Origin of the sequence: Butyricicoccus sp. AM27-36 (genome assembly GCF_003480945.1) — a bacterium.
In the GTDB taxonomy this organism is placed as follows: Bacteria; Bacillota; Clostridia; order Oscillospirales; family Butyricicoccaceae; genus Agathobaculum; species Agathobaculum butyriciproducens.
This window is the reverse complement of record NZ_QUJR01000005.1, coordinates 181,859-202,881: the sequence shown is the minus strand read 5'-3', so window position 1 is coordinate 202,881 and position 21,023 is coordinate 181,859. Positions and strand designations below refer to the sequence as shown.

The following is a 21,023-nucleotide window of genomic DNA, read 5'->3' as shown; positions in this document are numbered from 1 at the left end:
GTGCAATATGCAAAAATTAACCGGAAATTTAATCGGGTTTTGCTGTACTTTTTCGTAGGCACATGCTATACTGTTGCCAAGGGAGGGGATAGTTTATGATGTTTGGAATTGACAGCCTGTATATCTGGCTGGCTGTCATTATCATCAGTGTAGCGGTAGAGGCGTTTACACTCACGCTGTGCGGCATCTGGTTCGCTGCCGGCGGTGTCGCGGCACTCATTGCAGCCAGCCTTTCGGTCGGGCTGATGGGGCAGTGGATTGTGTTCATCGTGTTCTCCGCGCTGCTGCTTGTACTGGTGCGTCCGCTCTGCCGCCGTTTTCTCGGCAGTCGGCAGCAGGCGACCAACGCAGATCGTATCATCGGACAGACGGCTGTTGTTACCGAACCGATTGACAATATTCTGGAGACCGGTGCGGTGAAAATCAACGGAAAGATCTGGACAGCCCGCAGTATGACTGACGCGCAAATTGCAATCGGGACAAGAGTCACGGTTGTGGAGATCCGCGGCGTCAAGGCGATTGTAAAACCGAACCAACTGTAAAGGAGCGTTATCATGGATTATATTATTGTACCCATCATCTGGATTGTGCTGATTATTCTGTTCATCGCGTTCATTGCAAGCAATATCGTGATCGTGCCGCAGGCGAAGGCGTATGTTATCGAGCGTCTCGGTACCTACCGCGACACATGGAGCACCGGCCTGCATTTCAAGGTGCCGCTGTTTGAGCGCATTGCCCGCAAGGTAACCCTCAAGGAGCAGGTAGTCGATTTTCCGCCGCAGCCGGTTATCACCAAGGATAACGTAACCATGCAGATCGACACGGTCGTGTACTTCCAGATCACCGACCCGAAGCTGTTTGCATACGGTATCGAAAGTCCGATGGCGGCAATCGAAAATCTGACTGCAACCACACTGCGAAACATCATCGGTGATCTCGAGCTTGACCAGACGCTGACCAGCCGCGATATCATCAACACCAAAATGCGCTCCATCCTCGATGAAGCGACCGATGACTGGGGCATTAAGGTAAACCGCGTGGAGCTGAAGAACATCATTCCGCCGGCTGCCATTCAGGAATCTATGGAGAAGCAGATGAAGGCCGAGCGCGAACGCCGCGAGTCCATTCTGGTAGCGGAAGGTAAAAAGCAGTCCGCGATTCTGGTGGCTGAAGGTGAAAAGGAAGCAACCGTTCTTGCTGCAGAGGCAAATCGCCTTGCCAAGATCAAGGAGGCCGAAGGTGAAGCGGAAGCGCTGCTTACCGTGCAGAAGGCACTGGCAGATTCCATCAATCTGCTGAATGAAGCGGCACCGACGGAGCAGGTTATCAAGCTGAAATCCCTCGAGGCATTCAGCAGCGCCGCTGACGGCAAGGCAACTAAGATCATTATCCCGAGCGAGATTCAGAGCCTTGCGGGTCTGGCAACCTCATTCAAGGAAGTTATGACCGATCCGAAGCGCGAACAGCCCAAGAAGTAAAAAATGCGTTCAAGTCCTGCAGACCGTATCCGGCCTGCAGGACTTTTTTGCACGCAAAATTGTCATTTGTGTCCGACTCGATTCTTGACAGAAGTGGACTGGAATGTTATCATAAGTTGAATAGATATGCACATATTGCGGGAGGGATCAAATTGTCGGCAAAGCATACAGACGCAGAACTGGAGTGCTGCGAGGAGCATATCGTCCATACGGACGCAGTTATGGCAGCGCGCAGCGCAATGCCGGCAGAGGAGATCACTACAGCCGCATCAGATTTTTTCAAAGCGTTTTCCGACAAGACCCGCTTGCGGATACTGGCGGCGCTTGTGTCCGCGGAGCTGTGTGTCTGCGATATTGCGTCGCTGCTGAACATGAGCCAGTCCGCGATATCGCATCAGCTTCGTTTTTTGAAACAGGCGCGGTTGGTCAAGAGTCGAAAAACCGGAAAAACAGTATACTATGCGCTGTGCGATGATCATATTCAGACCATTTTGGCACAGGGAATCGCGCACGTGCAGGAGGGATAAACGGAATGAGCGAAAATAACCGCCCTGATTCGGAACAGAAGAAGGACCAGACAACGGCGGAAGATATTTTAGCACAGGTCGATTCGATTTTAGCGGATCTGGAAAATTCGGCAGTAGCGCAGCTGTTTGCCGCTCCGGAAAAGCCTAAACCCGAAGAGAACAAAAAACCGCCTGAAAAAGAAGAATCAGCGCCGCCCGGCGAGCCTGAGCCGCCGGACAAGAATGCGGAGCAGCCGGAGACTGAACCGGAAGCCGATACATCGCACCAAAGTGAAAGCGAATCTCCGGAGGCGGAAACGCCGCCAGAGGAAGCGGCGGCAGCTGAGGCTGCAAAGCCCTCGGAGGAATCAGACGCAGCTGAGGAAACGCCGGAAGATGCGGAAGACGAATTTGACGAAGAAGAAGATTCGCCGGATGAGGCTGAAGACGAGGGCGACTGGGATGAACCGGAATTTGACGACGAAGGTATAGAGGACGAGCTTCCTGAGGAAGAACAATCAGCGGAAGCGGAATTCGAGCCTATCGTAGAGGAAAAGCCGGACAGGCTGCAGAAGCTAAAAGAAAAACTGAAAAACCATGAAAAGGACAAGGCGGAGAAAAAGGAACAGGCAAAATCCGCACCTAAGGAGAAGCCTAAACCAAAGGATGAAAAAAAGCCGGAGGAAAAGAAACCGGAACCGCCGGTAATCGAAGTTCCGGAGGACGCGGACGATACCACCGGTATGAATTTCGTGCAGAAGGCACAGTACCGGGCCAAAATGCGTCGGCGTGAGCAGACCCGTCTGCGGCGAGAAAATGCACGCCGTATACAGGAAGGCGCCGAAGTGACCTATCAGCCGATGACACGGTTGGATATGCAGAGCACAGGCGCACGGCTGGCTGCCGCGGCAATCGTTCTTGTGGCCGGAATCGCGATGGGAGGTTCGAGCGCGGCATTGCCGCTCTGCCTGTTGGCGTTTTTGATCACAGCGCTGCCGATTGCAGCGCGTGTGCTGACCAATCTGACACACGGTTCATTTTTCGATGAATATCTGCTCGTGCTAATGGCATCCATCGGCGCATTCGCGCTCGGCGGCCGTGCAGAAGCAACGATCGTGCTCATCCTGTTTGAGATTGGAAAAATTGCAGGCGATATCGTTCTATCATCCACCTATCAGGCATTGCCGCAGCAGCATGATTTCATGTCGGAAAAGGCAACGGTCGTCAATATGAAGGGCGAACAGCGTCAGGTTCCGCTGGCAGATATCCGTCTGGGCGAGCTGGTTCTGGTACACTCGGGTGAGCGCGTACCGATTGACGGCGTTGTACTTCGTGGAGACGGCACGGTGGATGACAGCGTGCTTACTGGCGAAAACGTGCCGATGGCAGTTGATAAGAACACGCGTGTGCTGGCAGGCAGCCGGTATAACGGCTCTCTGATGCTGATTCGTGTGATTTCGCGCTATGAAGACTGCGCGGTTCGTCAGATTCGCCGCGTACAGAATGCGGCCGCCGAGCACAAGGCAGCGTTGGAAAAAAGTGCGCAGCGTAATGCCAAGCGTCTGGTTCCGGTTGTGATCGTCATTGCCGTACTGGTAGCTGCACTTCCGCCGCTGTTCATGCCCGGTTCAGATATGACCGGCTGGATATATCGCGGACTGACGCTTCTCATCGCCTGCTGTCCAACCGCACTGGCGCTGGCTGTACCGCTTGCTTTTGTATGCGGCGGCGGCCGACTTGAGAGTGAAGGCGTTCACATGAAGGGCAGCGAAGCGATGGAACGGACTGCAGACCTGCGTCTGGTCGTGTTCAACAAGACCGGCACAGTGACCAACGGCAATCTGCAGATTAAAAAGATTTATCCCACACAAGAGTTTTCCGAAAAGAACTGTCTGGCACTTGCCGCAGCAGCTGAGCAGCTTTCACAGCATCCGATTGCGCGCGCAATCGCAAGTGCATGCCAGGAAAAACTGCCAAAGATCGAGGAATTTGAGGAATTCCCGGGCCGTGGCGTGCGCGCCCGTATCGGTGATCACGTTCTGCTGGTAGGCAACCGCAAGCTGATGGTCTCCCGCGGTGTCAAGGGCTTGCCGGATATCGACGGCACGGTTGTTTACATCGCCTGTGAAGGGGCGCACATCGGTGTGATTGAATTGGAGGATACGGTTCGTCCGTCCGCTGCTGACGCGATCAAGAAGATCAAGGATCAGGGCGTTGAGCGCACGGTGCTTATCACCGGTGACGCTGAGACACCAACTCAGCGAATTGCAAATGCCGCCGGCATCGACACCGTTCACTGCGGTTTGATGCCCGAGGAAAAGCAAGCGAAGCTGGACTTTATGATGCGCACGATTCCGACAGACGGCACGACCGCCTATGTCGGCGACGGCGTAAGCGATATCGAGCAGCTCAAGATGGCCGATGTCGGTGTGGCAATGGGCACGCGCGGCTCCCGCTATTCAGCGGATGCGGCGAATATACTGATTACCGCAAATGATCTGAGCGGTCTCGGTGAGGCTGTTCAGGTCTGCAAGACTACACACGGAGTTGCAATGCAGAATCTGACACTGCTGGCCGCCATCAAGCTGGTGCTTGCTGTACTGGCGCTGATCGGTCTGGCGCAGATGTGGATGGCAGTTATCGTCGATGCTGTACTCACGGTGCTGACCGTGTTCAATACGACTCGACTGCTCGGTAGCAAGCCGGAAATTCCGGAGGAATAAGCAAAACGCGAAGGAAGTGTAAAAGCTTTCTTCGCGTTTATTTTTTTGTTTCATGTACTTTCTGCGCGAAAACGGTCAAAAACGGTATGGTTTTTTTCAGAAGGATATGATACAATAATCTGTATGAATGAAAATGGAGGAATACGTCTTGCATAAAAAGATGGAAGCCATTTTGTCCCGTGTACAGAAGCCGGCACGCTACGTCGGCGGTGAATGGGGCTCGGTGATGAAAGATAAAAAGAACATCGATCTACGATTTGCGTTCTGTTTTCCGGATACCTATGAGGTTGCCATGTCTCACCTCGGTTCGCGTATCCTGTACGGTCTGCTCAACGATCAGAAGGGCATCTGGTGCGAACGCGTCTGCGCGCCATGGATTGACATGGAGGCCGAAATGCGTGAGGCAGGGCTGCCGCTGTACGGCCTGGAGAGCGGTGACCCATTGTCGGACTTTGATATTATCGCTTTTACGCTGCAGTACGAGCTGTCGTTTTCCAACATTCTGAATATGCTGGATCTCGGCGGTATTCCGGTGCTGGCAAAGGACCGCACCGAGCTCAAGCATATTGTAGCCTGCGGCGGTCCGTGTGCCTACAATCCGGAGCCGCTCGCTGACTTTGTTGACCTGTTCATGATCGGCGACGGCGAGGAGATCATGCTGGAATTTACCGATCTGTACCGCAAGGCCAAGCGCGAAGGCTGGTCTAAGCAGGAATTCCTGATTGCGGCAGCACAGATCGAGGGCATGTATGTACCTTCGCTGTACGAGGTCAAGTACCACGAGGACGGCACGATTGAGCGCGTTACGCCGACACACGGCGCACCCGCACTCGTGCAGAAGCGCATCGTCAAGGATCTGGATACCATGTACTATCCGGAGTCCTTCGTTGTGCCCTCGACGGATATTGTGTTCGACCGTGCGATGATCGAGCTATTCCGCGGCTGTCCGCGCGGCTGCCGGTTCTGTCAGGCCGGCCACACTTATCGTCCACTGCGCACCAAGTCCAAGGAAGTGCTGCTCAAGCAGGCGCAGGCGGTGCTCAAGAACTCCGGTTACGAGGAAATCTCTCTGTCCTCGCTGTCTACCAGTGACTACGGTGAGCTGTCCGGTCTGACCGAGTGCATGCTCGATTATTGTGAGCCGCGTCATATCAGCCTGTCGCTGCCGTCTCTTCGTGCGGACAGCTTTTCCGCCGAACTGATGGAACGCGTACAGAAAACCCGCAAAAGCGGCCTGACGTTCGCATGTGAGGCCGGTACGCAGCGCCTGCGTGATGTTATCAACAAGAACATCCGCGAGGAGGACGTGCTACATGCCTGCGAGATTGCCTTTCAAGGCGGCTGGAATAACGTCAAGCTCTATTTCATGATGGGTCTGCCGACCGAAACCTATGAGGATCTGGATGGTATTTCCGACATCTGCAAAAAGGTTGCCTACTGCTGGCGCGAAAACACGCCCAACCGTGCGCGCGGCGTGCGTATCACAGCGTCGGCATCGTGCTTCGTGCCCAAGCCGCAGACTCCGTTCCAGTGGGATGCACAGGATACGCTCGAGCAGTTCCGCGAGAAGCAGGCGCATATGAAAGTTGTGATGAAGACCAAGAACGTCACCTACAACTGGCATGATGCCGAAACCTCGGTGCTCGAGGGCGTTATTGCACGCGGCGACCGCCGTCAGGGCAAGGCGATTCTGCTGGCGTGGCAGCGCGGCTGCAAGATGGACGGCTGGGATCAGTGCTTCGACTTTGACAAGTGGATGCAGGCGTTCCGCGACTGCGGACTCGATCCAGAGTTCTACGCATCCCGTCAGCGTCCGATGGACGAGGTGTTCCCGTGGGATCACATCGGCTGCGGCACGCGCAAGGAGCATCTCAAGCGTGAGTGGGAGCGTTCCCGTGAAGCGGCTATCACGCCGGACTGTATGCACCAGTGTGCCGGCTGCGGCGCAAGCGCTCTGCTGAAGGGAGGCAAGTGCCATGTTTAAGGCAAGAATGAAGTTTGCCAAGGAGGGACGCGCCAAGTATATCTCCCACCTTGATCTCATGCACGCCATGCAGCGCTCGATGGCGCGCTGTCAAATGCCGCTGTGGTTTACCGAGGGCTTCAACCAGCACGCCTACGTTTCGGTGGCGCTGCCGCTCTCGACCGGCTACTCCGGCGAGTGCGAATTTCTGGATTTCAATATCACGGCAGAAGCCGTGCCGGAAAATGCGGTGGAAGCGCTCAATGATGTATTTCCCGAGGGCCTGCGTGCAATCGAGATTTACCCGCTTGCCGACGGCGGCATGAAGGTCGGTTCGATCGAATGGTCGCAGTACCGCATCACATGGGGTTTTGAGGATGGTACGCCCAAGGGCTTTGCCGACGATGTGCGCAATCTGTTCCGCCGCCCCATGGTCGAGATCGTCAAGCGCTCCAAGCGCGGCGAAAAGGTCGTCAATATGCGTGAGCTGATGCGCGATCTGACCGTGACCGATGGTCCGGATGAGGTGACCGCTGTTGTCACCACCGCTGCCGGCAATAACAACATGAGTCCGGAATATCTGACCCGTGCCATCCGGCAGTATCTGCCGCAGTACGAAATTCCGTTCAGCGCATACCACCGCATGAATGTGTTCACCGCTGACGGCACTCCATTTCGATAAAAGGAGAGTTTCATGGCAACCCAGAATGTTTCCGAAGAACAGCTGCAATCGCAGTTTACCTATATTGACGCAGTAGCCCGCCTATTGGGGGACAAGCGCCCCAAAGCCTATACGCATACGTTCGGCTGTCAGCAGAACGAGGCGGATACCGAGCGTATCCGCGGCATGCTGTCCGAAATGGGCTACGAAATGACCGATACGCCCGACGAGGCAGATTTTATCCTGTTCAACACCTGTGCTGTGCGTGAGCATGCCGAGGATCGTGCGTTCGGCAACGTCGGCGCACTCCGCCATCTGAAAAAGGATCGCCCGGGCATTGTTATTGCAATGTGCGGCTGCATGGCCCAGCAGGAGAAGAACGTCGAGAAGATCAAGAAAAGCTATCCGCAGGTAAATCTCCTGTTCGGCACGCATGCGCTCTGGCGGTTTCCGTCGTTGCTGTACCGCGTGCTGACCGAGAAAAAACGCGTATTTGACATCGGCGGCGAGGACGATATTGCCGAAGGACTGCCGGTGCTGCGTGCCAAGGGCGCGAAGGCGTGGCTGTCCATCATGTATGGCTGCAACAATTTCTGCACCTACTGCATCGTGCCGTATGTGCGAGGTAGAGAGCGCAGCCGCCGACCGGAGGAGATCGAAAAGGAACTGCGCGAGCTGGTCGATGCAGGCTATAAGGAGATTACTCTGCTCGGGCAGAACGTCAACTCCTATGGCAAGGATCTCGGCATTGACGTGGATTTTGCCGATCTTCTGCGCCGTCTCAACGCCGTGCCCGGCGATTTCTGGCTGCGGTTTATGACAAGCCACCCGAAGGACGCGTCCCCCAAGCTGTTCTCTGCTATGGCAGAGTGCGATAAGGTTGCAAAGCAGCTGCATCTGCCGTTCCAGTCTGGCAGTGACGAGATTCTGCATCGCATGAATCGCCGCTACACGGCAGAGCACTACAAATCGCTGATTGCGGCCGCACGATCGAAAATGCCGGATATTACGCTGTCGAGCGATATTATCGTCGGTTTCCCGGGCGAAACGGAAGAGAATTTCGAGGACACCTTAAAGCTGGTGCAGGATACCCGGTTTGACCTGCTGTTTACGTTTCTGTATTCGCCCCGCACGGGCACGCCCGCGGCCTCTTATGAGGATAACGCAACACAGCAGGACAAGCAGCGCCGCTTCGAGCGACTGCTCAAGGCGCAGGATGAAATCGTTGCTGAAAAGCAGGCGGCGTATCAGAGCAAAAAGCTGCGGCTGCTTGTGGACGGCAATGCCAAGGGATCGGAGTATCCGTTCACTGCGCGTACCGAGGGCAACCTGCTTGTCTGCGTACGCGGTGACGATATCAAAATCGGTGAATTTATCGAGGCAGAGATCGAGAAAACCTCGCTTCGCTGTCTGTTTGCACACAAATTATAAGAAAGAGGTAAGAACATGGCTGAACTGACGCCCATGATGCAGCAGTATTTTGAGATCAAAAACAAAAATAAAGATTACATTCTGTTTTACCGTCTGGGCGATTTTTACGAAATGTTCTTTGACGATGCCAAGCTGGTCTCCCGCGAGCTGGAGCTGACGCTGACCGGCCGCGACTGCGGTCAGGGAGAACGTGCACCGATGTGCGGCGTACCGTATCACAGTGCGGAAGGCTATATTGCCAAGCTGGTGCAGAAGGGTTACAAAATTGCAATCTGTGAGCAGATGGAGGACCCGAAAAAGGCAAAAGGTCTGGTCAAGCGCGAGATCATCCGACGCGTGACACCGGGTACGGTCGTGGAAGCCTCCATGCTGGATGAAAATCGGAACAACTTTCTCGGCTGCGTATACGCAGCCGGTGGTTCTGTCGGCGTATGCTTTGCTGATATTACGACAGGTTCGGTGTACGCGACCGGATCGGATAACTGGAATGACATAACCAGTGAGTTCGGACGTTTTGTGCCGCGTGAGGTGCTGGTCGGTGGCGGAGCCATTTCGGCAGACAGCCTTCAGTCCTTTCTGAAGGAACGTCTGGAGGCGCTTATCGAGCCGATGCCGGAGGAGTGCTTTGAGGCACAGCGCAGTGCGGAACGCATTCAGGAGCACTTCAAGGTGCAGGACTTTGACGCTATCGGTCTGACCGACCTGCCGTGCACTGTGCGGTGCCTCGGCGGTCTGTTGGATTACCTTGAACAGACGCAGAAGGCCAGCCTTTCCAGTCTGAATCAGCTGCAGGTGTACCATCAGGGTCAGTACATGGAGCTTGACCTGATCGCACGCCGCAATCTCGAGCTATGCGAGACCATGCGGACCAAGGAAAAGAAGGGCACGCTGCTGTGGGTGCTTGACCACACGCGCACGGCAATGGGCTCGCGCCTGATTCGTCAGTGGATTGAAAAACCGCTGTATAATCCGCTGCATATTGCACGCCGTCAGCAGGCGGTAGGTGCATTGTGTGACGATGTAATTGCCCGCACGGCGTTGACGGACGCACTCAAGCGGGTGTTTGATATGGAGCGCCTGATCGGGCGTGTAGCCTACGGCACTGCAAACTGCCGTGATCTGCGTGCGCTGTCGGCGGCAATTTCTTGTCTGCCGGAGATCAAAACGCAGGCTGCTCTGTTCGGCCAGGCTATGCTGCGCGAGCTGACCGGCAAGATTGATCTGCTCGAAGACATCCGCGCGCTGGTCGAGCAGGCCATTGTAGACGAGCCGCCGATTCTTCTTCGGGAAGGCGGCATGATCCGCAAAGGCTTCAACGAGGAGATTGACCGTCTGCGCGACCTTGCGTCCGGCGGCAAGGGCAAAATTGCCGAAATCGAGCAGGCGGAACGCGAGCGTACCGGCATCAGCAAGCTGAAAATCGGCTACAACCGTGTGTTCGGCTATTATATTGAGGTCAGCCGCTCCAATGCGGAGGCGGTTCCAGAGAACTATATTCGTAAGCAGACGCTTGCGAACAGCGAGCGCTATATCACCGAGGAGCTGAAACAGCTCGAGAGCACCGTGCTCGGTGCGCAGGAACGCCTGACCGCTCTCGAGTACGAGGTATTCGTTTCTGTACGCGACCAGATTGCCGCTGAGGTCCACCGTGTGCAGAAAACCGCGCAGGCTATCGCAGCGCTTGACGTTCTGTGTGCTCTGGCCGATGTGGCTTGTGATAACAACTATGTTTGTCCGGTGGTTGATTTTTCCGACCGCATTGACATCAAGGACGGTCGTCACCCGGTTGTTGAGAAAATGCTGTCCGACAGTCTGTTCATCCCGAACGACACCTTGCTCGACAGCAAGGAAAACCGCGTCGCTATCATCACCGGCCCGAATATGGCAGGCAAATCCACCTATATGCGGCAGGTGGCACTGATTACCATCATGGCGCAGATTGGTTCGTATGTACCGGCCTCGTCTGCGCATATCGGCGTGGCAGACCGCGTGTTTACCCGTGTCGGCGCGTCGGATGATCTGGCGAGCGGTCAATCCACCTTCATGGTGGAGATGAGCGAGGTCGCGGATATTCTGCGGCACGCTACCAAGTCCAGTTTGATCATTCTGGATGAGATTGGACGTGGCACCTCTACCTATGACGGCATGAGCATTGCTCGCGCAGTTGTAGAGTATGTAGCGGACAAAAAGCGCATTGGCGCACGCGCGCTGTTTGCAACGCATTATCACGAGCTGACTGTGCTTGAAGATCTGGTTAAGGGCGTCAAGAATTACAATATCGCGGTCAAAAAGCGCGGTGATGACATTACGTTCCTGCGCAAAATCGTGCGCGGCGGCGCGGATGACAGCTATGGCATTGAGGTTGCAAAGCTGGCCGGTGTGCCGAATCCGGTCATCAAGCGAGCAAAGGCCGTGCTAGCTGATCTGGAATCCACCATGCCGAAAATCGAGCTGCACGCCGTAGCCGAGGAACCGGAAGACGTTCCGCAGATTACGATAGATTCGCTCTCCGGCGATGCAGTTGCAGAGCGGCTGCGTGCACTGCAGGTGGACACCATGACGCCGATCGAGGCGCTCAACGCACTGTATGAGCTGAAAAAGCTGGTTTAATCATTTATCAGGGCAGGAAAGACCAACCATGATTTGTTCCGGAAAGGAAAACAAAGAAAAATGGCAGTGATTCATGAATTATCTCCGCACCTTGCGGATCTGATCGCAGCGGGAGAGGTTGTTGAACGGCCGTCCTCTGTGGCGAAGGAGCTGGTCGAGAATGCGATCGACGCAGGTTCTACCCGCATTACAGTGGAGATTGAAAACGGCGGCATTACCTATCTGCGTATTGCGGATAACGGCTGCGGCATGTCGGCAGAGGACGCGCCCGTGGCTTTCCGTCGCCACGCAACCAGCAAGCTGCGCACCGAGGAAGATTTGAACGCCATCGGCACATTGGGTTTCCGCGGTGAAGCATTGGCTGCGATTTCGTCGGTTACGCGCATTGATCTGTTTACGCGTCAGGCAGGTTCGATTGCGGGTCTGCACCTGCATCTGGAAGCCGGTGAGATTCAGACACAGGAGGAAGCCGGCTGTCCGGAAGGCACAACAATCGTTGTGCGCGACCTGTTCTTCAACACACCGGCTCGCATGAAGTTTCTCAAAAAGGACTTCACCGAGGCGGGTTACATTCTCGGCGTAGTACAGCATGCGGCGCTCTCCCATCCGGAGATTGCGTTCACGCTCATTCGCGACGGCAAGCAGGTATTCTCGTCGGACGGCAAGGGCAAGCTGATTGCACCGGTGTTCGGTGTATTCGGCAAGGAAATGACTGCCAATATGATTGAAGTGCCGATGACCGAGCGCAACGGTATGACCGTACACGGCTACATTGTCAAGCCGCACGCCGGACGTGCCAACCGTTCGATGCAGCACTTTTTCGTCAATGGACGCTATGTCAAGAGCCGTCTTATGCAGGCTGCAATGGAAGAGGCCTATCGCAATGCGATTATCACCGGAAAGTATCCGTCTGGTGCGGTTTTCCTTGATCTGCCGCTGTCAGCGGTCGATGTCAACGTGCATCCGGCAAAAACCGAAGTCAAATTTTCGCAGGAAAAGCCGATTTTCGAAGTCGTGTATATTGCCTGCAAGAATGCACTTGCCGCAAACGACAATATGCCGCATCTGGAGCACAAGGAGAAGGAAGCGCCTGCCAAGCCGCGTGAAGATAATCTGACGCACGAGCAGCAGCGATTTGCGATTCCGAAGCCGGTGGACCCCAAGCCGTTTGCCGCGCCGCGTGTAAAGCCAACACCGATTACACCGGTAAAGAACGACGAGGAAGCACCGGATTTAGAGGATTTTCTCGTTTCGATCCCGCCAAAGGCAGAGCGTCCGCGCAGTGCATCGGCTTATCTATCCGCGCCGCGCATCCTGCAGGACGAACCGCAGGAACCGATTCGTCCGCGAATGGCACAGCCGGTTGAGTCGTCGGTCGCAGAACCAACACCTGCCGTGCATACGCTGACACCGGAGCCGGAAGATGAGCCGATGGTTGTTGTGCCGCCTGTCAGCGCACCGGAGGTCAAGGATAAGCCGCAGATCCTGCAGCCGCTAGATACTGGTGTGCGTGTAATCGGCGAATGCTTCCAGACGTACATCATTGCTGAGGACAAGGACGGCTTGATTCTCATCGACAAGCATGCCGCGCATGAACGCATTCTGTTTAACAAACTGCGTGCAGAGACCGATATGCCGCAGCAGCAGCTTCTCACGCCTGTAATTGTAGAGCTGACCGGCGAGGAAGCCGCCGCTGTGCAGTCGCAGATCGCGGACATCCGTCAGGCAGGCTTTTCCATCGACAGCTTTGGCGAGAACAGCTTTGCCGTACGCAGCGTGCCCGCTTATCTGGATAGCGGCGATGTGCAGAGCGTCATCAGTGAATTGGCCGAAAAGGCGATGAACAGCCGTACTACCGTGCCGGATCGTCTGGACGATTTAATTCATACGGTAGCATGCAAGGCGGCTATCAAGGCAGGCAAACCGACCACGATGACCGAGTTGCAGGACCTGTGCGAGCGGGTGCTGAGCGATGACAACGTGCGCTCCTGCCCGCATGGCAGACCGACGACCGTTCGTCTGACCAAATATGAGCTTGACAAGATGTTCAAGCGTGTAAATCAATAAAAAGTGAGGAAACAGCATGGAAAACCGTTTGATCTGCATCTGCGGACCGACTGCCAGCGGCAAAACTGCCTTATCGGTCGCGCTGGCGCAACAACTGCATACCGAGATCATTTCTGCGGATTCCATGCAGCTTTACCGCGAAATGGATATCGGCACCGCCAAGCCGGATATGAGGGAACGGCAGGACGTACCGCACCATCTGTTCGATGTATGCGAGCCCGGCGAAACGTTCTCAGTGGCGCGGTATGTCGAACTGGCAGACGCTGCTGCACAGGATATTCTGTCGCGCGGCATGATGCCGATCGTTGTCGGCGGTACAGGATTGTACATGGACGCGCTCATCGAGTGCAGCGTATTCTCCGGCGATGAGACCGACCTGACCGTGCGTGAGAAATATCAACAGATGGCGGCTGAGCAGGGCAATCAGGCGGTACATGACTGTCTGGCTAAGGTAGATCCGGCCGGAGCGGAACGTCTGCACCCGAATAATCTCAAGCGCGTCATTCGTGCTCTTGAGGTGTATGAGCAGACCGGTATGACGATCGACGAATTTAACCGCAGGAACAAGCGCCCGGAGCCAAAGTATGATGCGCTCAAGATCGGTGTTTGCCCGTCTGACCGTGAAATTCTGTATGACCGCATCAATCGCAGAGTGGATCTTATGCTGGAAAACGGTCTGCTGGAGGAGACGAAACGGTTGGTGGAACGCGGTCTGCTGACCGGCACTGCCGCGCAGGCCATCGGCTACAAAGAGCTGCTCGGCTATCTGAACGGCGAGCAAACATTGGAAGAATGTACCGAATTGCTCAAGCGCCGCAGCAGAAATTATGCAAAACGTCAGCTTACCTGGCTGAAAAGGGATGACAGCATCCACTGGATATATTATAATAGTGGAGAAGAACTTCCTTTCGTCTTACAGGAAACGACAAAATATCTTCAAAACCACGGTGTACAATGATACCATAAATTGTAATTTCAACTGGAGGAATCATTGTGCGAAACGAAATCAACTTACAGGACAGAATGCTCAGTGCACTGCGTCAGCAGGCGCAGAACATCACCGTATTTTTAACGAACGGCTTTCAGATGCGCGGTATCGTCCGCGGATTCGACAGCTTCGTTGTGATTTTGGAGAGCGACGGAAAACAGCAAATGATCTATAAGCACGCAATCTCTACTCTGATCCCACAGCATAGAGTCGATCTCCATGCACCGAGAGGGGAGCGTGCGGAACAGTGAACATATACGAGGTCTTTACATGGGACAACAGACAAAAAGCACAAAATCCAAGCCGCGAAAACGGCGGAATGACGGCGGAAACCGCGTTGTATTTATCATTGCGGCAGTGCTGATGGTGATTTATCTGGGCGGCCGTCTTTCTAACGCTTTTTCGGCTGCACCGGAGACCACACCGGCTCTGCATGTCACAGTTAATGACAGCTTTACGAGCGATGGCTGGTTCTTCCGCGATGAAGAACCGATCGACAATGCCACGGGAAGCTCGGTCAAGCACATCGTGTACAGCGGTGAACGCGTACAGCAGGACGCACCGCTGGCGATCATCTATTCCGATCAGGAATCTATGGACCTGAGCCGACAGCTCGATCCGCTGGAGGAACGTATTTCTCTTCTGGATACGGCGCTGCAGTCCGCATCGGACAGCTCAAACATCGCAAAGCTGGATCAGGTCATCACGCTGACGATCGAGCAGCTGGCCGAGCAGGTGAAGGAAGGCAGCGGTTCTTCGGTCGCATCCGCCGCAAGTTCGCTGCGCACGCTGTCGCTGCGCCGTGAGGCAGGCAATGTGGATACCAACGAGGTATCTGCCGAACGTGACGCTTTGGTTTCTGAGCAGTCCTCGCTTGAGCATCAGCTTACCGGCCGGACCACGGAACTTACTGCATCTTCGTCCGGATATTTCTCCGAGGTAGTGGATGGATACGAGAGTATTCTCACACCATCCTCACTGGATGAGATGACCGTGGAGCAGTTTGACAAGACCGTTGCGCAGCAGCCGTCTGCTGAGAACAGCAATTCGCTCGGCAAGATCGTCAAGGGATTCAACTGGTATCTGGCAGCTAAGATTCCGGCCGAGCAGGCCGAGCGTCTGCAGGTCGGTCAGGAGCTGACAGTAAACTTTACGCAGGCTTCGATGGAATCCAAAGTAACCGTGCATTCCATCAATCATCAAGGTGGCAGTGATACGGCTCTGCTGGTGATGGAAGGCACAGAATTCAGCAGTGAAATGGTTTCCATGCGCGAACAGCCGATCGAAATTATCATTGCGACCTACACCGGACTCAAGGTGCCGAAGAGTGCCGTCCGCGTGCAGGAACAAACAGACAGCGACGGAAAGACCACGCAAATCCCCGGCGTGTTCATCCTGAGCGGCTCGATACAGAAATTCAAAATGATTAACGAGCTGTTTGAGGCGGACGATTATTATGTCGTCAAACAGAGTGCGACCGACTCCGATATGCTGGTCGAGCGAGACCAGGTTATCGTTCAAGGTAAAAATCTGCAAAACAATATGGTGGTGAAAACATGACGGAGCAAGAAAAGAAAGAACTGCAGGAACGCGTAAAATCTGTGATCGAGCGCGTCAACAATGCCGCCGTGCAGGCAGGGCGCGATCCCAGTGAAATTACGCTGGTGGCTGCAACCAAAATGAATGACGCCGAGCGCGTGCAGGCAGCCATCGAAGCAGGCATCCGCGTGTGCGGTGAAAACCGTGTGCAGGAGCTGCAGGAAAAGTATGAACAGGACGCCTACGATGGCGCAGACCTTCAGTTTATCGGCACGCTGCAGACCAACAAGGTCAAGTACCTGATCGGCAAGGTTTCGCTGATTCAGTCAGTCGGCTCGGTTCATCTCGGCGAGGCTATCGCCAAGGAAGCCGAGAAGCGCGGTGTTTGTCAGGATATTCTTCTGGAGGTAAATATCGGCAGAGAAGCCGCAAAAAGCGGTCTTCCGCCCGAAGAACTGCACGATGCGATCGTGAAATTGAGCGCAAAAAAGTCACTTCATATCCGCGGATTGATGGCAATTCCTCCCGTTGCAGATGAAAAAACAAAAAATTCAAACTACTTTACCGAAATGCGTCAAGTATTTATTGACATTTTGACGAAAAAATACGATAATGTAGATATGGATTATTTGTCTATGGGAATGACGAATGATTTTGAAACGGCGATTGCGTGCGGAGCGAACATGGTTCGCGTGGGCACGGCGATCTTTGGCAAACGGCCGTATCAGATCGTTTCGCCTTAAAACATAAGGAGGAACTTGGCATGGGTTCAATCAAAGGCTTTATTGATTGGGTAAAGGGCAGCGAGTTGGAGGACGACTACGAAGACGAGATGCCCCGTCAGAGAAACGAAGAACCTGCGATGGATAGCGAGCCATCATCTTACAATAGAAGATCCTATGACCGTTCGTACGACAGTGATGCACAGGACGCGCCTCAGGTGCGCCGTCACGATCGCAGCGATAAGGTTGTAAACATCAATACTACTACACAGCTGGCTGTGGTTCTGGTCAAGCCGGATCGTTTTGAGGCGGCTGCAGAGATTGCAGATCATCTCAAGGACAAGCGCACGGTTGTCCTCAATCTGGAGCAGACCAACAAGGATATTGCCCGTCGCCTGGTGGACTTCCTCAGCGGTGTTGCATATGCAAACGAAGGCAAGATCAAGAAGGTTGCAAACAGCACCTATATTATCACACCCTACAATGTTGATATTATGGGCGATCTGATCGACGAACTGGAAAACAGCGGTATGTATTTCTAAGCGCAGATCGTGAGTACTATCGTGAACAGCTTGGTAATATATTTCGTAGGCAGCTTATTGCGCATTCTGCAGTTTATGTTTTTTGCACGGGCAATCATGAGTTGGTTCGTACAGGGCAGCGACTCGAAAATCTACGAGTTTCTGTGCCTTGTTACCGAGCCGCTCATTCAACCTTTTCGCAGTCTGCTGAGCCGCGTGAGTGCACTGCGGAATTGTCCGTTTGATTTTGCGTTTATGCTGGCATTTTTTGTTCTGATTGTTTTAGAACAAATGGTATATATGCTTTAAGCCTGCCGGACAAACGGCGCTGATTTGGTCGGGCGCAGCCCGACCATTTTTCCGTGTCAGTACGGCAAATGATATAAAGACGGAGGAAAAACATATGACGGTGCAGGAAATACAAGAAATCGGCTTTGAAAAAGCAGTTTTCGGCGGATATGACATGAAGTCTGTCGATACTTTTCTCGAGCGTGTTGCAGAGGAATTTGCAGCGATGCAGAAGGAAAACGCTGCTATGAAGGCAAAAATGAAGGTGCTGGTCGATAAAATTGAAGAATACCGCGGTGTTGAAGAAGGAATGCACCGTACCCTACTGACCGCTCAGTCGATTGCACAGGAGACAATCGACAAGGCAAAGAAGGAAGCAGAGGAGATCATTGCTTCTGCGAAGGATGAAACCGCAAACAAGGTGAAAGACACCCAGGCGGAAATCAACACCGAGGAACAGAAACTGGAGACTGCCCGCAAGAACACTGCTGAGTTCATCGCTCATGTAGCAAAGCTGTATCAGTCGCAGGCAAGAGCACTGGCAGAGTTGGCGAAGGGCGAAAACCTCGCTCCGGTACAGCAGACTGAAGATGCAAAGAACACAAATGCGACTGGGAAGGGCGATGCACCAGTGGAAGATGCAACGCGTAAATTCGACTTCGGCGAACTGCAGTTCGGCACTGAATACGACCCGAAGGACGTTAAGTAAATAAGCGAAAGGACTGAATACTGCACAATGCAGCAGGATTACAACAACACGATCAATTTGCCCAAAACCGAATTCCCGATGCGTGCCGGTCTGCCGAAGCGCGAGCCGGGTTTTCTGGAAAACTGGGAGAAGAACGACCTCTACCATGAACTGATGAAGAAGAACGAGGGCAAACCGCTTTTCGTTCTGCACGACGGCCCTCCGTATGCAAACGGCAATCTGCATATGGGTCATGCACTGAATAAGATCCTCAAGGATTTTATTCTGCGTTCGCGCAATATGATGGGTTATCAGGCTCCGTACATTCCGGGCTGGGATACCCATGGTCTTCCGATTGAGCGTCAGGCAATCAAGGCTTACGGCATGGATCGCAGCAAGGTTTCCACTGCGGAGTTCCGCTCCAAGTGTGAAGAGTTTGCACACGATCATGTCAATACCCAGCGTACCCAGTTTAAGCGTCTGGGTGTTATCGGCGACTGGGATCGTCCGTACCTGACCCTGACCCACGATTATGAGGCTGCTCAGATTGAGATTTTCGGCGAGATGGCTAAGAAGGGTTACATCTACAAGGGTCAGAAGCCGGTTTACTGGTGCCCGCACGACGAGACCGCACTGGCTGAGGCAGAGATTGAGTACAAGGATGTTCCGTGTAAGTCTATCTTTGTAAAATTCGCTGTAACCGATGACAAGGGTGTTATCACCAAACTGCTTGGTACCAAAGAGAACGTATATTTCGTAATTTGGACCACCACTACCTGGACCATTCCGGGCAACCTTGCAATTTCTCTGAACCCAAACTTCGAGTATGATTTCGTTAAGGTCCCGAATGGCGAGGTTTATGTTCTGGCTAAGGAACTGGTTGCTTCTGTTATGAAGACTGCCGGTATTGACAGCTGGGAAGTTCTCGCAACCGTTCTTGGCTCTGATCTGGAGCTGATCAAGACCAAGCACCCGCTGTTCGACCGTGATTCTCTGGTTATCACCGGTGACCATGTAACGCTCGATGCCGGTACCGGCTGTGTTCATACCGCTCCGGGCTTCGGTGCTGATGACTTTATCGTTTGCCAGAGGTACAACATCCCGATCATCGTTCCGGTTGACGGCAAGGGACGCCATACCGCTGAATCCGGCAAGTACGAGGGTATGTTCGTGGATGATTCCAACGAGGTTATCCTCAAGGATCTGGATGACTGCGGCGCACTTCTCGCAACCGAGGACATCGTGCACAGCTATCCGCATTGCTGGCGCTGCAAAAATCCGATCATCTTCCGCACTACTGAGCAGTGGTTCTGCTCTGTTGATGCGCTCAAGGATGACGCAGTCAAGGCTTGTGAGGACATCAAGTGGATTCCCGGCTGGGGTCAGGAGCGCATGACCTCCATGATCCGTGAGCGTTCTGACTGGTGTATTTCCCGTCAGCGTGTCTGGGGTGTTCCGATTCCGATCTTCACCTGCAAGAAGTGCGGCAAGCCGCTGGTAAATGAGCAGACGATTAAGACCGTTGCTGATCTGTTCCGTGAAAAGGGCTCCAACGCATGGTTCGACATGGCGGCTGCTGAGATTCTGCCGGCAGGCACCAAGTGTGAGTGCGGCTGCAGCGAATTTGACAAGGAAACCGACACCATGGACGTATGGTTCGATTCCGGTTCCTCCTGGCGTGCTGTTATCGAGAACCGCGAAGGCCAGAAGACCCCGGTTGACGTATATCTGGAAGGCAACGACCAGTATCGCGGCTGGTTCCAGTCCTCGATGCTGACTTCTATTGCTACGCAGGGCAAGGCTCCGTACAAGACGGTTATCACCCACGGTATGATTGTGGATGAGGAGCGCCAGAAGATGTCCAAATCTCTGGGCAATGGTATTGCTCCGGAGGATATCCTCAAGCAGTATGGCGCAGATGTAATGCGTCTGTGGGTTGCTTCTTCTGACTACCGTCAGGATATGCGTATTTCCAAGGATATGCTCAAGCATCTGTCGCAGAACTACCTCAAGATCCGTAACACGGCTCGCTACATTCTGGGCAACCTGTTTGACTTTGATCCTAAGACCAACGCTGTTGCATACACAGATATGCCGGAGCTGGATAAGTGGGCACTGATGAAGCTGAACGACCTTGCTGCAAAGGTTCGTGAGGGATATGATAGCTACGAATTCCACACCGTATTCCATGCAATTCATAATTTCTGTGTTGTTGATATGTCCAACTTCTACCTCGATGTGATCAAGGATCGTCTGTACTGCGATGAGACCGATGGTCTGAGCCGCCGCTCTGCACAGACTACGATCTATCGTATCCTGAGTGCGCTGGTTCGCATGCTGTCTCCGATTCTGTGCTTTACCGCAGACGAAATCTGGCAGGCTATGCCGCACGCTGCTGAGGATGATGCTCGCAACGTAGCATATAACGAGATGCCGCAGGCTGACGAGGCTTTGTCCTTCAGCGATGAGGATCGTGCTAAGTGGGACAAGTTGACAGCATTCCGCGATGATGTAAACAAGGCGCTCGAGGGTGCGCGTACTGCTAAGACCATCGGCAAGCCGCTGGAAGCATGCGTTACTGTTTACGCTGACGCTGAGCAGGCTGCATTCCTGAACGGCTGTGGTCAGGATCTGGCTGATCTGTGCATCGTTTCCGAACTTGATGTGGTTGCCGGTGACGGCGAGGGTTCTGCAAGCGAGAATCTGCCGGGTCTGAAGATTGCTGTTGCCCGCGCAGCAGGTGAGAAGTGCCTGCGCTGCTGGAAGCAGGCTAAGACCGTTGGTTCTGATGCAAAGCATCCGGGTCTGTGTGCTCGCTGTGCCAAGGTTGTAGGCTAA

The 21,023-nt window shown here is 54.0% G+C and carries 17 protein-coding genes; all 17 read left to right on the top strand.

The genetic code is table 11. The features are described 5' to 3' along the window. The first annotated feature begins 95 nt into the window (after window positions 1–95). The 17 genes from DW724_RS08830 (at window position 96) to ileS (ending at window position 21,023) form a co-directional block, all read left to right on the top strand. Window positions 96–542 carry an NfeD family protein gene (locus DW724_RS08830; RefSeq protein WP_118761228.1) on the top strand — a complete coding sequence of 149 codons (447 nt, stop codon included), beginning with the start codon at window positions 96–98 and terminating at the stop codon, window positions 540–542. 12 nt (window positions 543–554) lie between these two features. Next, window positions 555–1,478, top strand: coding sequence for an SPFH domain-containing protein (locus DW724_RS08825; RefSeq protein ID WP_118645575.1), 924 nt, complete (start codon window positions 555–557; stop codon window positions 1,476–1,478). A 221-nt stretch (window positions 1,479–1,699) separates the two neighbouring features. Further along, window positions 1,700–2,005 carry an ArsR/SmtB family transcription factor gene (locus DW724_RS08820; RefSeq protein ID WP_117750896.1) on the top strand — a complete coding sequence of 102 codons (306 nt, stop codon included), beginning with the start codon at window positions 1,700–1,702 and terminating at the stop codon, window positions 2,003–2,005. A 5-nt stretch (window positions 2,006–2,010) separates the two neighbouring features. Further along, entirely contained in the window at window positions 2,011–4,707 is a 2,697-nt protein-coding gene (locus DW724_RS08815) for a heavy metal translocating P-type ATPase (protein WP_118761227.1), read from the top strand. A gap of 133 nt (window positions 4,708–4,840) precedes the next feature. Further along, complete coding sequence (locus DW724_RS08810; protein ID WP_118761245.1) at window positions 4,841–6,691, top strand: TIGR03960 family B12-binding radical SAM protein; 1,851 nt, start codon at window positions 4,841–4,843, stop codon at window positions 6,689–6,691. After that, window positions 6,684–7,352: a TIGR03936 family radical SAM-associated protein gene (locus tag DW724_RS08805; RefSeq protein ID WP_118761226.1), complete on the top strand. Its 669-nt coding sequence runs from the start codon at window positions 6,684–6,686 to the stop codon at window positions 7,350–7,352. The genes DW724_RS08810 and DW724_RS08805 overlap by 8 nt, the downstream gene beginning before the upstream one ends. Before the next feature lie 12 nt (window positions 7,353–7,364). Further along, window positions 7,365–8,762 carry a tRNA (N6-isopentenyl adenosine(37)-C2)-methylthiotransferase MiaB gene (gene miaB / locus DW724_RS08800; RefSeq protein ID WP_118761225.1) on the top strand — a complete coding sequence of 466 codons (1,398 nt, stop codon included), beginning with the start codon at window positions 7,365–7,367 and terminating at the stop codon, window positions 8,760–8,762. A 15-nt stretch (window positions 8,763–8,777) separates the two neighbouring features. Then, window positions 8,778–11,372, top strand: coding sequence for a DNA mismatch repair protein MutS (mutS, locus tag DW724_RS08795; RefSeq protein ID WP_118761224.1), 2,595 nt, complete (start codon window positions 8,778–8,780; stop codon window positions 11,370–11,372). 60 nt (window positions 11,373–11,432) lie between these two features. Then, window positions 11,433–13,439, top strand: a complete 2,007-nt coding sequence (gene mutL / locus DW724_RS08790) for a DNA mismatch repair endonuclease MutL (RefSeq protein ID WP_118761223.1) — start codon at window positions 11,433–11,435, stop codon at window positions 13,437–13,439. Window positions 13,440–13,455: 16 nt separating this feature from the next. Further along, window positions 13,456–14,397 carry a tRNA (adenosine(37)-N6)-dimethylallyltransferase MiaA gene (miaA, locus tag DW724_RS08785; protein ID WP_118761222.1) on the top strand — a complete coding sequence of 314 codons (942 nt, stop codon included), beginning with the start codon at window positions 13,456–13,458 and terminating at the stop codon, window positions 14,395–14,397. A 32-nt stretch (window positions 14,398–14,429) separates the two neighbouring features. Next, on the top strand, window positions 14,430–14,678 hold the full coding sequence (gene hfq / locus DW724_RS08780) for an RNA chaperone Hfq (RefSeq protein WP_199667438.1): 249 nt from the start codon (window positions 14,430–14,432) through the stop codon (window positions 14,676–14,678). 19 nt (window positions 14,679–14,697) lie between these two features. After that, entirely contained in the window at window positions 14,698–15,987 is a 1,290-nt protein-coding gene (locus tag DW724_RS08775; protein WP_118761221.1) for an HlyD family efflux transporter periplasmic adaptor subunit, read from the top strand. Further along, complete coding sequence (locus DW724_RS08770; RefSeq protein ID WP_118359411.1) at window positions 15,984–16,709, top strand: YggS family pyridoxal phosphate-dependent enzyme; 726 nt, start codon at window positions 15,984–15,986, stop codon at window positions 16,707–16,709. The genes DW724_RS08775 and DW724_RS08770 overlap by 4 nt, the downstream gene beginning before the upstream one ends. A 20-nt stretch (window positions 16,710–16,729) precedes the next feature. After that, window positions 16,730–17,230 carry a cell division protein SepF gene (locus DW724_RS08765; protein WP_243022707.1) on the top strand — a complete coding sequence of 167 codons (501 nt, stop codon included), beginning with the start codon at window positions 16,730–16,732 and terminating at the stop codon, window positions 17,228–17,230. Between the two features lie 9 nt (window positions 17,231–17,239). Then, window positions 17,240–17,518: a YggT family protein gene (locus DW724_RS16425; protein ID WP_147358098.1), complete on the top strand. Its 279-nt coding sequence runs from the start codon at window positions 17,240–17,242 to the stop codon at window positions 17,516–17,518. A gap of 94 nt (window positions 17,519–17,612) precedes the next feature. Further along, complete coding sequence (locus DW724_RS08755; RefSeq protein ID WP_117488033.1) at window positions 17,613–18,206, top strand: DivIVA domain-containing protein; 594 nt, start codon at window positions 17,613–17,615, stop codon at window positions 18,204–18,206. A 27-nt stretch (window positions 18,207–18,233) separates the two neighbouring features. Further along, on the top strand, window positions 18,234–21,023 hold the full coding sequence (ileS, locus tag DW724_RS08750; RefSeq protein ID WP_118761220.1) for an isoleucine--tRNA ligase: 2,790 nt from the start codon (window positions 18,234–18,236) through the stop codon (window positions 21,021–21,023).

What these genes read in the sequence shown, in the direction of transcription:
- DW724_RS08830 (WP_118761228.1), top strand. Translation starts at nt 96, where the DNA reads ATGATGTTTGGAATTGACAGCCTGTATATCTGGCTGGCTGTCATTATC.
- DW724_RS08825 (WP_118645575.1), top strand. Translation starts at nt 555, where the DNA reads ATGGATTATATTATTGTACCCATCATCTGGATTGTGCTGATTATTCTG.
- DW724_RS08820 (WP_117750896.1), top strand. Translation starts at nt 1,700, where the DNA reads ATGGCAGCGCGCAGCGCAATGCCGGCAGAGGAGATCACTACAGCCGCA.
- DW724_RS08815 (WP_118761227.1), top strand. Translation starts at nt 2,011, where the DNA reads ATGAGCGAAAATAACCGCCCTGATTCGGAACAGAAGAAGGACCAGACA.
- DW724_RS08810 (WP_118761245.1), top strand. Translation starts at nt 4,841, where the DNA reads ATGGAGGAATACGTCTTGCATAAAAAGATGGAAGCCATTTTGTCCCGT.
- DW724_RS08805 (WP_118761226.1), top strand. Translation starts at nt 6,684, where the DNA reads ATGTTTAAGGCAAGAATGAAGTTTGCCAAGGAGGGACGCGCCAAGTAT.
- miaB (WP_118761225.1), top strand. Translation starts at nt 7,365, where the DNA reads ATGGCAACCCAGAATGTTTCCGAAGAACAGCTGCAATCGCAGTTTACC.
- mutS (WP_118761224.1), top strand. Translation starts at nt 8,778, where the DNA reads ATGGCTGAACTGACGCCCATGATGCAGCAGTATTTTGAGATCAAAAAC.
- mutL (WP_118761223.1), top strand. Translation starts at nt 11,433, where the DNA reads ATGGCAGTGATTCATGAATTATCTCCGCACCTTGCGGATCTGATCGCA.
- miaA (WP_118761222.1), top strand. Translation starts at nt 13,456, where the DNA reads ATGGAAAACCGTTTGATCTGCATCTGCGGACCGACTGCCAGCGGCAAA.
- DW724_RS08775 (WP_118761221.1), top strand. Translation starts at nt 14,698, where the DNA reads ATGGGACAACAGACAAAAAGCACAAAATCCAAGCCGCGAAAACGGCGG.
- DW724_RS08770 (WP_118359411.1), top strand. Translation starts at nt 15,984, where the DNA reads ATGACGGAGCAAGAAAAGAAAGAACTGCAGGAACGCGTAAAATCTGTG.
- DW724_RS08765 (WP_243022707.1), top strand. Translation starts at nt 16,730, where the DNA reads ATGGGTTCAATCAAAGGCTTTATTGATTGGGTAAAGGGCAGCGAGTTG.
- DW724_RS08755 (WP_117488033.1), top strand. Translation starts at nt 17,613, where the DNA reads ATGACGGTGCAGGAAATACAAGAAATCGGCTTTGAAAAAGCAGTTTTC.
- ileS (WP_118761220.1), top strand. Translation starts at nt 18,234, where the DNA reads ATGCAGCAGGATTACAACAACACGATCAATTTGCCCAAAACCGAATTC.